The 11,752-nt window shown below is 41.7% G+C and carries 20 protein-coding genes; all 20 read left to right on the top strand.

What is annotated here, in order from left to right; all coding sequences use genetic code 11:
• The first annotated feature begins 50 nt into the window (after nt 1–50).
• Entirely contained in the window at nt 51–299 is a 249-nt protein-coding gene (locus tag RCG24_RS15950; RefSeq protein WP_308077477.1) for a 50S ribosomal protein L7ae-like protein, read from the top strand.
• 103 nt (nt 300–402) lie between these two features.
• Entirely contained in the window at nt 403–825 is a 423-nt protein-coding gene (gene rpsL / locus RCG24_RS15945) for a 30S ribosomal protein S12 (protein WP_202655800.1), read from the top strand.
• Between the two features lie 41 nt (nt 826–866).
• Nucleotides 867–1,337: a 30S ribosomal protein S7 gene (gene rpsG / locus RCG24_RS15940; RefSeq protein ID WP_202655801.1), complete on the top strand. Its 471-nt coding sequence runs from the start codon at nt 867–869 to the stop codon at nt 1,335–1,337.
• A 46-nt stretch (nt 1,338–1,383) separates the two neighbouring features.
• Nucleotides 1,384–3,465 carry an elongation factor G gene (gene fusA / locus RCG24_RS15935; protein ID WP_308077476.1) on the top strand — a complete coding sequence of 694 codons (2,082 nt, stop codon included), beginning with the start codon at nt 1,384–1,386 and terminating at the stop codon, nt 3,463–3,465.
• A gap of 129 nt (nt 3,466–3,594) precedes the next feature.
• Nucleotides 3,595–4,782: an elongation factor Tu gene (tuf, locus tag RCG24_RS15930; protein WP_202655803.1), complete on the top strand. Its 1,188-nt coding sequence runs from the start codon at nt 3,595–3,597 to the stop codon at nt 4,780–4,782.
• A gap of 379 nt (nt 4,783–5,161) precedes the next feature.
• Entirely contained in the window at nt 5,162–5,470 is a 309-nt protein-coding gene (rpsJ, locus tag RCG24_RS15925) for a 30S ribosomal protein S10 (protein WP_007085291.1), read from the top strand.
• A gap of 39 nt (nt 5,471–5,509) precedes the next feature.
• Nucleotides 5,510–6,136 (top strand): 50S ribosomal protein L3, encoded by a 627-nt coding sequence (gene rplC, locus RCG24_RS15920; RefSeq protein ID WP_308077475.1) that lies wholly within the window; start codon nt 5,510–5,512, stop codon nt 6,134–6,136.
• Between the two features lie 29 nt (nt 6,137–6,165).
• Nucleotides 6,166–6,789 (top strand): 50S ribosomal protein L4, encoded by a 624-nt coding sequence (gene rplD, locus RCG24_RS15915; protein ID WP_202655805.1) that lies wholly within the window; start codon nt 6,166–6,168, stop codon nt 6,787–6,789.
• Nucleotides 6,789–7,073 (top strand): 50S ribosomal protein L23, encoded by a 285-nt coding sequence (gene rplW / locus RCG24_RS15910; RefSeq protein WP_202655806.1) that lies wholly within the window; start codon nt 6,789–6,791, stop codon nt 7,071–7,073. The genes rplD and rplW overlap by 1 nt, the downstream gene beginning before the upstream one ends.
• Nucleotides 7,074–7,101: 28 nt before the next feature.
• Complete coding sequence (gene rplB, locus RCG24_RS15905) at nt 7,102–7,932, top strand: 50S ribosomal protein L2 (RefSeq protein ID WP_202655807.1); 831 nt, start codon at nt 7,102–7,104, stop codon at nt 7,930–7,932.
• Nucleotides 7,933–7,992: 60 nt separating this feature from the next.
• Complete coding sequence (gene rpsS / locus RCG24_RS15900; protein ID WP_202655808.1) at nt 7,993–8,271, top strand: 30S ribosomal protein S19; 279 nt, start codon at nt 7,993–7,995, stop codon at nt 8,269–8,271.
• Between the two features lie 17 nt (nt 8,272–8,288).
• Nucleotides 8,289–8,630, top strand: a complete 342-nt coding sequence (rplV, locus tag RCG24_RS15895; protein WP_202655809.1) for a 50S ribosomal protein L22 — start codon at nt 8,289–8,291, stop codon at nt 8,628–8,630.
• A gap of 3 nt (nt 8,631–8,633) precedes the next feature.
• Nucleotides 8,634–9,290 (top strand): 30S ribosomal protein S3, encoded by a 657-nt coding sequence (gene rpsC / locus RCG24_RS15890; protein ID WP_202655810.1) that lies wholly within the window; start codon nt 8,634–8,636, stop codon nt 9,288–9,290.
• Between the two features lies 1 nt (nt 9,291).
• On the top strand, nt 9,292–9,726 hold the full coding sequence (gene rplP, locus RCG24_RS15885; protein WP_202655811.1) for a 50S ribosomal protein L16: 435 nt from the start codon (nt 9,292–9,294) through the stop codon (nt 9,724–9,726).
• The gene (gene rpmC, locus RCG24_RS15880; protein WP_202655812.1) at nt 9,716–9,916 is read left to right on the top strand and encodes a 50S ribosomal protein L29; all 201 of its coding nucleotides are present in this window, start codon (nt 9,716–9,718) and stop codon (nt 9,914–9,916) included. The genes rplP and rpmC overlap by 11 nt, the downstream gene beginning before the upstream one ends.
• 23 nt (nt 9,917–9,939) lie before the next feature.
• A complete protein-coding gene (gene rpsQ, locus RCG24_RS15875; protein ID WP_202655813.1) occupies nt 9,940–10,203 on the top strand; it encodes a 30S ribosomal protein S17 in 264 nt (87 codons plus the stop codon).
• A 39-nt stretch (nt 10,204–10,242) separates the two neighbouring features.
• On the top strand, nt 10,243–10,611 hold the full coding sequence (gene rplN, locus RCG24_RS15870; RefSeq protein WP_202655814.1) for a 50S ribosomal protein L14: 369 nt from the start codon (nt 10,243–10,245) through the stop codon (nt 10,609–10,611).
• A gap of 35 nt (nt 10,612–10,646) precedes the next feature.
• Nucleotides 10,647–10,955, top strand: coding sequence for a 50S ribosomal protein L24 (rplX, locus tag RCG24_RS15865; protein WP_202655815.1), 309 nt, complete (start codon nt 10,647–10,649; stop codon nt 10,953–10,955).
• A gap of 26 nt (nt 10,956–10,981) precedes the next feature.
• Nucleotides 10,982–11,521, top strand: a complete 540-nt coding sequence (gene rplE, locus RCG24_RS15860) for a 50S ribosomal protein L5 (RefSeq protein ID WP_202655816.1) — start codon at nt 10,982–10,984, stop codon at nt 11,519–11,521.
• Between the two features lie 24 nt (nt 11,522–11,545).
• Entirely contained in the window at nt 11,546–11,731 is a 186-nt protein-coding gene (rpsN, locus tag RCG24_RS15855; protein WP_001085700.1) for a 30S ribosomal protein S14, read from the top strand.
• The last annotated feature ends 21 nt before the right edge of the window (nt 11,732–11,752 follow it).

The raw sequence follows: 11,752 nt of genomic DNA, 5'->3' as shown, positions 1-11,752 counted from the left end.
AATATATCAAAGGTGCTCCTATACACCTGATACTTTGGAGGATATGAAAGATGTCTTATGAAAAAGTATTGCAGGCTGGTAAATTTATTATAGGAACAAAACAAACAGTAAAAGCACTGCAAGAGGGAATCGTCCGGGAACTTATTATTGCCAGCGATGCAGACCATAAGGTAGTTGCAAAAGCGGTGAACGAGGCCAAGGAACGAAACATTCCGATCTATTACGTTGACTCTATGAAAAAGTTGGGGAAGGCGTGCAGAATAGAAGTTGGTGCGGCAGCTGTTGCTATCATTCGTTAAAAACTGTTTTTGTAGATTGTGCTGTCTACAAAAACTTTGTTTTTGCAAAAAAATGAACCACCTGGATGTGTGGGCTTAACAATCGTGAAGGGAGGAAATAAAAATGCCTACAATTAACCAATTAGTGCGCAAACCACGTCAAGCAGTGACGTATAAATCAAAATCTCCTGCACTGAATAAAGGTTATAACAGTTTTAAAAAATCTCAAACGAACTTATCATCACCACAAAAACGCGGGGTATGTACTCGTGTTGGGACGATGACACCAAAGAAACCAAACTCAGCGTTACGTAAATATGCACGTGTACGTTTGACAAATGGTATTGAGGTAACTGCCTATATTCCTGGTATCGGCCACAACCTGCAAGAACACAGCGTTGTTCTAATCCGTGGCGGACGTGTTAAAGACTTACCAGGGGTACGTTATCACATTGTTCGTGGAGCACTTGATACAGCTGGTGTTAACAACCGGATGCAAGGCCGCTCTAAATATGGTACAAAGAAACCAAAAGCAGCTAAGAAATAATCTGATTAATTAAGGAAGCTTCTTTGAAAGGAGGAAAAAACATGCCACGTAAAGGTCCAGTAGCAAAAAGAGACGTGTTACCAGATCCGCTTTACAATTCAAAATTAGTTACACGTTTAATCAATAAAATGATGATTGACGGTAAAAGAGGTAAATCTCAAGCAATTTTATACTCTGCTTTTGATATTATCCGCGAACGCACAGGCAAAGAACCAATGGAAGTGTTCGAAGCAGCATTAAAGAACATTATGCCGGTTCTTGAAGTAAGAGCACGCCGCGTAGGTGGTGCAAACTATCAAGTTCCTGTTGAGGTGCGACCTGACCGCCGTACAACTCTTGGACTTCGCTGGTTAGTAAACTATTCCCGTCTTCGTGGAGAAAAGACGATGGAAGAACGTTTAGCTAACGAAATTATGGATGCGGCAAACAACACTGGTGCATCTGTTAAGAAGCGTGAAGATACACACAAAATGGCTGAAGCAAATAAAGCATTTGCTCACTATCGTTGGTAATTTTACATTCAAAAATATATTCTTACTAGGAAGGAGAAAGACTTAAATGGCAAGAGAGTTCTCCTTAGAAAAGACTCGTAATATAGGCATCATGGCACACATCGACGCCGGGAAAACCACGACTACTGAGCGTATCCTTTATTACACTGGTAAAATTCATAAAATCGGTGAAACTCATGAAGGTGCGTCTCAAATGGACTGGATGGAACAAGAGCAGGAACGCGGAATTACGATTACTTCTGCTGCAACTACCGCGCAATGGAAGAATCACCGCGTTAACATCATTGACACTCCAGGACACGTAGACTTTACCGTTGAAGTAGAACGTTCTCTTCGCGTACTTGATGGTGCTGTTGCTGTTCTTGATGCCCAGTCTGGAGTAGAACCACAAACAGAAACCGTTTGGCGCCAAGCAACAACATACGGCGTACCGCGAATCGTGTTTGTTAATAAAATGGATAAAATCGGTGCAGACTTCTTATACTCTGTAAAAACATTGCATGAACGTCTGCAAGCGAATGCCCATCCAATTCAGCTGCCAATTGGTGCTGAAGATCAATTTAAAGGCATTATTGACCTGGTCGAAATGAAGGCAGAAATTTATGGAAATGACCTAGGGACAGATATAGAGGAAACAGAGATTCCTGAAGAGTACAAAGCTCAAGCTGAAGAGTACCGTGAAAAATTAATTGAAGCAGTTGCTGAAATTGATGAAGAATTAATGGAAAAGTACCTTGGCGGTGAAGAAATCACTGTCGAAGAACTGAAAGCAGGGATTCGTAAAGGTACTGTTAATGTAGAATTCTATCCTGTACTTTGTGGTTCAGCCTTTAAAAACAAAGGTGTACAACCAATGCTTGATGCTGTTATTGATTATCTTCCATCTCCATTAGATGTTCCTTCTATTAAAGGACATGCAGTGGATGACGAGGATGAAATGATTGAACGTCACTCAAGTGATGATGAGCCATTCTCTGCTCTTGCATTCAAAGTTATGACTGACCCTTATGTCGGTAAATTAACATTCTTCCGTGTATACTCTGGTACACTGGAGTCCGGATCCTATGTTCAAAACTCTACTAAAGGAAAGCGGGAACGTATCGGACGGATTCTGCAAATGCACGCAAATCACCGTCAAGAAATTTCTCAAGTATATGCTGGTGACATCGCTGCAGCTGTAGGTTTAAAAGATACGACGACGGGCGACACTCTATGTGATGAGAAAAACCTGGTTATCTTAGAGTCAATGGTATTTCCTGAGCCGGTTATCGAACTTTCGGTAGAACCAAAGTCAAAAGCAGACCAAGACAAGATGGCTACGGCATTACAGAAACTTCAAGAGGAAGACCCAACATTCCGGGCTTCAACAAATCCTGAAACCGGACAAACGATTATCGCTGGTATGGGTGAACTTCACCTTGATATCATCGTTGACCGGATGAAGCGTGAATTTAAAGTTGAAGCAAACGTAGGTGCTCCACAGGTAGCCTATCGCGAAACATTCCGTGGAACTGCACAAGTTCAAGGTAAGTTCGCGCGCCAATCAGGCGGACGTGGCCAATACGGGGATGTTTGGATCGAATTCTCACCAAATGAAGAAGGAAAAGGCTTTGAATTTGAAAATGCTATTGTCGGTGGTGTCGTTCCACGTGAGTACATCCCTGCAGTTGAAGCGGGATTAAAAGATGCGCTTGAACGCGGCGTGCTTGCCGGTTATCCAATGGTTGACATCAAAGCGAAATTATTTGATGGTTCATACCATGATGTTGACTCATCAGAAATGGCATTTAAAATTGCAGCTTCATTAGCATTAAAAAATGCAGCAGCAAAGTGTAATCCAGTTATTCTCGAACCGGTCATGAGAGTAGAAGTTGTTATTCCTGAGGAATACTTAGGAGATATTATGGGACAGCTTACTGCCCGCCGCGGCCGTGTTGAGGGAATGGAAGCACGCGGCAATGCCCAAGTTGTTCGCGCAATGGTTCCACTTTCAGAAATGTTTGGTTATGCTACAGCTCTTCGTTCAAGCACTCAAGGTCGCGGCGTGTTCACGATGCACTTTGATCATTACGAAGAGGTTCCAAAATCAATTTCTGATGAAATTATCAAAAAAAATAAAGGGGAATAATTGATTTTCCCTATTCTTTAAAGTATAACTATTTTAGTAAGAATGGAGGCTGTAATCGCAGGGATTCCTGGTTTTACAGTTTCCACTTAAATATACTTAACAATTTAATCCAAAGGAGGATTTTTTAAAATGGCAAAAGCGAAATTTGACCGCTCAAAACCACACGTTAATATTGGTACAATTGGTCACGTTGACCACGGTAAAACTACTTTAACAGCTGCAATCACTTCTGTTCTTGCAAAACAAGGTAAAGCAGAAGCTCGTGCATATGATCAAATCGACGGTGCTCCAGAAGAAAGAGAACGCGGTATCACAATCTCTACCGCACACGTTGAGTATGAAACTGATAATCGTCACTATGCACACGTTGACTGCCCAGGACACGCTGACTATGTTAAAAACATGATCACTGGTGCTGCCCAAATGGACGGTGCGATTCTAGTTGTATCTGCAGCAGACGGTCCAATGCCACAAACTCGTGAGCACATTCTTCTATCTCGTCAAGTAGGTGTACCTTACATCGTTGTATTCTTAAACAAATGCGACATGGTTGACGACGAAGAACTTTTAGAATTAGTTGAAATGGAAGTTCGTGACCTTCTATCAGAATACGACTTCCCTGGTGATGATATTCCGATCATCAAAGGTTCCGCTCTGAAAGCATTAGAAGGCGATGCTCAATGGGAAGAAAAAATCGTTGAACTTATGAACGCGGTTGACGAATATATTCCAACTCCAACTCGTGACAACGACAAACCATTCATGATGCCAGTTGAAGACGTATTCTCCATTACTGGTCGTGGTACAGTTGCTACCGGCCGTGTAGAGCGTGGTATGGTTAAAGTCGGTGACGTAGTTGAGATCGTTGGTTTCACTGAAGAGCCAAAATCTACTACTGTAACTGGTGTAGAAATGTTCCGTAAACTATTAGACTTTGCTGAAGCTGGTGACAACATCGGTGCCCTTCTACGTGGTGTTTCTCGTGAAGAAGTTGAGCGCGGACAAGTTTTGGCTAAGCCAAAATCCATCACTCCACACAAAAAGTTTAAAGCACAAGTTTACGTATTATCTAAAGAAGAAGGCGGACGTCATACTCCATTCTTCTCAAACTATCGTCCACAATTCTATTTCCGTACTTCTGATATTACTGGTATCATTACTCTACCAGAAGGTACTGAAATGGTAATGCCTGGCGATAATACTGAAATGACTGTTGAGCTTATCGCTCCAGTTGCGATTGAAGAAGGAACTAAGTTCTCTATCCGTGAAGGTGGACGTACTGTAGGTTCTGGTTCAATCACTACCGTTATCGAATAATAAATGAATCCATGAAAGCAGCTGGAAACCTAGGATCCAGCTGCTTTTTTCATTTAATTTTCATACGTTTCTTCTATTATATACATTAATCATTTTCTAACTCTAAAGACGGTAATTAGGAATTATTGGTGAGTGTTTTAAAGCTATTGAAAAAGACAATATCGCCCGCTATAATAGGAAAAGTGAAATTCACCGCAGTGAATGCAAGATAAATGTTGCGTTCGCCCTGTGTTTTATGTATAATTAACAATGTTGGTCTTTGACTGCGATGATGTGGGAGGTTGCTGACACACCCGGCCGCTTTGCCATGGCGCTGTGTTAGGGAAATTCTCACGGAGAATGTCTATTTTAAAAATAGGCGAATAAAGGAGGGAAAATAATGGCAAAACAAAAAATTCGTATCCGCTTAAAGGCATATGATCACAGAATTCTTGATCAATCCGCTGAAAAAATTGTTGAAACAGCAAAACGTTCAGGTGCAGCCGTTTCTGGTCCGATTCCGCTTCCAACTGAAAAATCTGTTTACACCATTCTTCGTGCGGTACACAAGTACAAAGATTCTCGTGAACAATTTGAAATGCGGACACATAAGCGTCTAATCGACATTGTAAATCCAACACCACAAACTGTGGATGCACTCATGCGTTTAGATTTGCCATCAGGTGTTGATATTGAAATTAAACTCTAATCAAAATAAATGTTAAGAAAAATAGGAGGTGTGACTGAAATGACCAAAGGAATCTTAGGAAGAAAGATTGGTATGACTCAAGTATTTGTAGAAAACGGTGACTTAATTCCGGTAACTGTAGTTGAGGTAGCTCCAAACGTAGTTCTTCAGAAGAAATCAGTTGAAAACGACGGATATGAAGCCGTACAGCTTGGTTTCGAAGATAAACGCGAAAAGCTTGCCAACAAGCCGGAAAAAGGTCATGCTAGCAAGGCAAATACTGCTCCTAAGCGCTTCGTTCGTGAATTTCGCGGAGATGACTTAGCAGGCTATGAAGTTGGTCAAGAAGTCAAAGTTGATATTTTCGCTGCAGGCGATTTAGTAGATGTAACAGGAATCTCAAAGGGTAAAGGTTTCCAAGGCTCGATCAAACGCCACGGACAATCTCGCGGCCCGATGGCACACGGTTCACGTTATCATCGTCGCCCTGGTTCTATGGGACCGGTTGCTCCAAACCGCGTATTCAAAGGTAAAATGTTACCAGGACGTATGGGCGGAGAACAAGTTACCGTTCAAAACCTTGAGATCGTTAAGGTTGATGCAGAACGCAACTTGCTTTTAATTAAAGGTAATGTGCCAGGTGCAAAAAAAGCATTACTAAAAATCAAAAGTGCGGTAAAGGCATAACGATTTCATAAGAAAGGAGGAACAATAGAATGCCAAAAGTAACATTATTCAACCAAAACGGTTCACAAGTCGGCGAAATCGAGTTAAATGAATCCGTTTTTGGTATTGAACCTAACCAACACGTATTATTTGAAGCGATTGTGATGCAAAGAGCTTCATTACGTCAAGGGACTCATAAAGTTAAAAACCGTTCAGAAGTTGCAGGCGGTGGACGTAAACCATGGCGTCAAAAAGGAACAGGCCGTGCTCGTCAAGGGTCTATCCGCTCACCACAATGGCGCGGAGGTGGTACTGTATTTGGTCCGCAGCCACGCAGCTATAGCTATAAATTACCGAAAAAGGTTCGTCGCTTAGCGATCAAATCGGCATTATCTTCTAAAGTATTAGATGAAAATCTTATAGTATTAGAGAACTTAGCTTTCGAAGCTCCAAAAACAAAAGAATTCAAAGCTGTTTTAAACAACCTTTCTGTTGAGAAAAAAGCGTTAGTTGTTACTGCTGACTTGGATGAAAACGTAGCATTATCCGCTCGTAACATCCCGGGAGTAACGGTCGTAACAGCAGATGGCATCAATGTATTGGATGTTGTGGGTCATGATCAACTCATTATGACCAAAGCAGCGGTTGAAAAAGTAGAGGAGGTGCTTGCATAATGGATGCACGCGAAATCATTAAGCGCCCCGTTATCACTGAACGTTCTACTGATCTAATGGCTGAGAAAAAATACACTTTTGATGTAGATGTAAAAGCAAACAAAACTCAAGTCAAAGACGCAATCGAAGAAATCTTCGGTGTGGAAGTAGAAAAAGTAAACATCATGAACTATAAAGGCAAATTCAAGCGAATGGGTAAATTTGGCGGATACACGAACAAACGTCGTAAGGCCATTGTCAAGCTAACTGCTGACAGCAAAGAAATTGAGATCTTTGAATCATAAAATGTGACAAGAAGAGGAGGGAAATAAAATGGCGATTAAAAAGTACAAACCTACCTCTAATGGTCGTCGTGGCATGACAGTATTAGATTTCGCAGAAATCACTACTGACACTCCAGAAAAATCTCTTTTAGCACCATTGAAAAAGAGAGGCGGCCGTAATAATCAAGGTAAGTTAACTGTTCGTCATCAAGGTGGCGGCCATAAGCGTCAATATCGTCTTATCGATTTTAAACGCGATAAAGATGGCATTCCAGGACGCGTTGCCACTATCGAATACGATCCAAATCGTTCCGCGAATATCGCGTTAATTAATTATGCTGATGGAGAAAAGCGTTATATCTTAGCTCCAAAAAATTTAGAAGTTGGAATGGAAGTTATGTCTGGTCCTGAGGCAGATATTAAAGTGGGGAATGCACTTCCACTTGCTAACATTCCTGTTGGTACTGTTGTACACAATATCGAATTAAAACCTGGAAAAGGCGGTCAATTGGTCCGTTCTGCAGGTACCAGTGCTCAAGTACTTGGTAAAGAAGGCAAATATGTTCTAGTTCGTTTAACTTCTGGTGAAGTCCGCATGATCCTGGCAGAGTGCCGTGCATCTGTAGGTCAAGTAGGGAACGAGCAACATGAACTTATTAATGTCGGTAAAGCAGGTCGTTCACGCTGGTTAGGTAAACGTCCAACTGTTCGTGGTTCTGTTATGAACCCTAACGATCACCCACATGGTGGTGGTGAAGGTCGTGCTCCTATCGGACGTAAATCACCAATGACACCTTGGGGCAAACCAACTCTTGGTTACAAAACTCGTAAGAAGAAAAACAAGTCTGATAAACTTATTATTCGTCGTCGTAAAAAATAACGGGATTGAACTACGGTTCAAAGATAGAACCGTAGAGCAATCACGAAGGGAGGTTCATTCATGGGTCGCAGCTTAAAAAAAGGACCATTTGTCGATGATCATTTAATGGTTAAGGTCGAAAAGTTAAATGAAGCGGATAAGAAACAAGTAATTAAAACTTGGTCTCGCCGTTCTACGATCTTCCCACAATTTATTGGTCACACAATTGCTGTATATGATGGCCGTAAACATGTGCCTGTTTATATTACGGAAGACATGGTAGGTCACAAGCTTGGAGAATTTGCGCCAACTCGTACCTACAAAGGTCATGCCGGTGATGATAAGAAAACAAGACGTTAAGAGAGGAGGGCATCCTAATGCAAGCAAAAGCTGTTGCAAGAACAGTTCGAATTGCTCCTCGTAAAGCACGTTTAGTCGTTGATTTAATCCGAGGTAAGCAAGTTGGTGAAGCGGTAGCCATTTTGAAACTAACTCCGAAGGCTGCTTCTCCAATCGTTGAAAAAGTATTAAAGTCAGCTATGGCCAATGCTGAGCACAATTACGAAATGGACGTAAATGATCTGGTTGTAGCTCAAGCATTTGTTGATGAAGGGCCAACATTGAAACGTTTCCGCCCACGCGCTATGGGTCGTGCAAGCCAAATTAATAAACGCACAAGCCACATTACAATCGTTTTATCAGAGAAGAAGGAGGGATAATCTGTGGGTCAAAAAGTAAATCCGGTCGGTATGCGTATCGGGATCATCCGTGACTGGGAATCAAAATGGTACGCAGGCAAAGACTTTGCTGAACTTTTACACGAAGACATTAAAGTTCGTGAATACATCACGAAGCGTTTAAAAGATGCTTCTGTATCCAAAGTAGAAATTGAACGCGCTGCTAACCGTGTGAACGTAACAGTCCATACTGCGAAGCCTGGTATGGTTATCGGTAAAGGCGGTACAGAAGTGGAGGCACTTCGTAAAGCTTTAAATCAACTTACCGGCAAACGCGTACACATCAATATTCTTGAAATTAAAAAGGCAGATATTGATGCGAAACTAGTTGCTGAAAATATCGCCCGCCAATTAGAAAATCGGGTATCTTTCCGTCGCGCCCAAAAGCAGGCTATTCAACGTGCCATGCGCGCTGGTGCACAAGGTATTAAAACAATGGTATCCGGTCGTTTAGGCGGTGCTGATATCGCCCGTGCAGAACATTACAGCGAAGGAACAGTTCCACTTCATACACTTCGCGCTGATATCGATTATGCTACAGCTGAAGCTGACACTACTTATGGCAAGCTTGGTGTAAAAGTATGGATCTATCGTGGAGAGGTCCTTCCTACAAAGAAGAAAACTGAGGAAGGAGGCAAATAAGATGTTATTGCCAAAACGCGTAAAATTCCGCCGTCAACATCGTGGGAAAATGCGTGGAAACGCAAAAGGCGGTACTGAAGTAACTTTCGGTGAATTCGGTTTACAAGCAACAGAAGCTTCTTGGATTACAAACCGTCAAATTGAAGCGGCTCGTATTGCGATGACTCGTTACATGAAACGTGGCGGTAAGGTATGGATCAAAATTTTCCCTCATAAGCCTTACACTGCTAAGCCTCTAGAAGTCCGGATGGGTTCCGGTAAAGGTGCTCCAGAAGGCTGGGTAGCTGTGGTAAAGCCAGGGAAAGTAATGTTTGAAATTGCCGGTGTTTCTGAAGAAATCGCTCGTGAAGCTCTTCGTCTAGCATCACACAAACTTCCTGTAAAATGTAAGTTTGTAAAACGTGAAGAAATTGGTGGTGAATCAAATGAAAGCTAATGATATTCGTGACCTTACCACTGCTGAAATTGAACAAAAAGTTAAATCCCTAAAAGAAGAGCTTTTCAACCTTCGCTTTCAATTGGCGACAGGACAACTTGAAAATACAGCTCGCATTCGTGAAGTACGCAAAGCGATTGCTCGCATGAAGACTGTTATTCGTGAAAGAGAAATCAGCTTTAACAAGTAAAACTCGAGAGGAGGTTCACATTGATGAGTGAACGTAACCACCGCAAGGTTTACACTGGACGCGTGGTTTCCGACAAAATGGATAAAACTGTTACCGTTCTTGTTGAAACATACAAAAAGCATCCGCTTTATGGTAAACGCGTTAAGTACTCTAAAAAGTTCAAAGCTCATGATGAGCAAAATCAAGCAAAAGTTGGCGACATCGTACGTATAATGGAAACTCGCCCGCTTTCAGCTACAAAGCGCTTTCGTCTAGTTGAAATAGTAGAAAAAGCTGTTATTATTTAATTGTTCGGAAGATAGCTTTTCCGAAGGGAGGTTACACATATGATTCAACAGGAAACACGTTTGAAAGTTGCTGACAACTCCGGTGCTCGTGAAGTACTGACGATTAAAGTTCTCGGTGGTTCAGGCCGCAAAACGGCTAACATTGGTGATGTGATCGTTTGTACCGTCAAACAAGCAACACCAGGAGGCGTTGTTAAAAAAGGTGACGTTGTTAAAGCAGTTGTTGTCCGTACTAAGAGCGGTGTACGCCGGCCAGATGGTTCCTACATTCGTTTTGATGAAAACGCATGTGTGATTATTAAAGAAGATAAGAGCCCACGTGGTACTCGTATCTTTGGACCAGTAGCCCGTGAACTTCGCGATAACAACTTTATGAAAATTATTTCTTTAGCTCCAGAAGTTTTATAATATCAATTAAATTGCCTTTAAGGAGGTGCGAATAGATGCATGTAAAAAAGGGTGATAAAGTCAGAGTCATCTCTGGTAAGGATAAAGGCAAAACAGGCGTAATCCTGGCGGCTTATCCAAAAGACAACCGCGTATTAGTAGAAGGTGTAAACATTGTGAAAAAACACTCTAAACCTTCTCAAGCAAATCCACAAGGCGGAATCCTCAGCTTTGAGGCACCAATTCATGTATCAAACGTAATGCCTATCGATCCTAAGACAGGTAACCCGACTCGTGTAGGTTATAAGACGGTTGATGGCAAAAAAGTACGCGTAGCAAAATCCGGTGAAGTTTTAGATAAATAGTTTATAGAAGAAGGGAGGTACACGAAATGAACCGCCTAAAAGAAAAATATGTGAAAGACATTACCCCAGCTCTTATGAGCAAGTTTAATTATAAATCTGTTATGCAAGTACCAAAAATCGAAAAAGTCGTTATCAATATGGGTGTTGGTGACGCCGTTCAAAATGCAAAAGCACTTGATAACGCAGTAGAAGAACTATCCTTAATTACAGGTCAAAAACCTGTGGTAACTCGTGCGAAGAAATCAATTGCTGGATTCCGTCTGCGTGAAGGGATGCCGATCGGTGCAAAAGTTACCCTTCGTGGTGAGCGCATGTACGAATTCCTGGATAAATTAGTTTCTGTATCTTTACCTCGTGTACGTGACTTCCGTGGAGTTTCTAAAAAAGCTTTCGATGGTCGCGGTAACTACACATTAGGTATTAAAGAGCAGCTAATCTTCCCTGAAATTGATTACGATAAAGTAAGCAAAGTTCGTGGTATGGATATCGTTATCGTAACTACTGCCAACACTGATGAAGAAGCTCATGAGCTCTTAACTCAAATTGGAATGCCATTCCAAAAGTAATCGCTAAATAAGGGAGGCGAAAATGTGGCTAAAAAGTCAATGATTGCGAAACAAAAACGCACGCCTAAATTCAAAGTACAAGAGTACACACGCTGCGAACGTTGCGGACGTCCACACTCTGTATATCGCAAATTTAAGCTTTGCCGTATTTGTTTCCGTGAATTAGCATACAAAGGACAAATTCCTGGTGTTAAAAAAGCTAGCTGGTAAAACTAGAGTTTGTGGAAGGAG

It is taken from the genome of Neobacillus sp. OS1-32, assembly GCF_030915425.1.
Lineage (GTDB): Bacteria > Bacillota > Bacilli > Bacillales > Cytobacillaceae > Neobacillus > Neobacillus paridis.
This window is presented reverse-complemented; position numbering and strand designations above follow the sequence as displayed.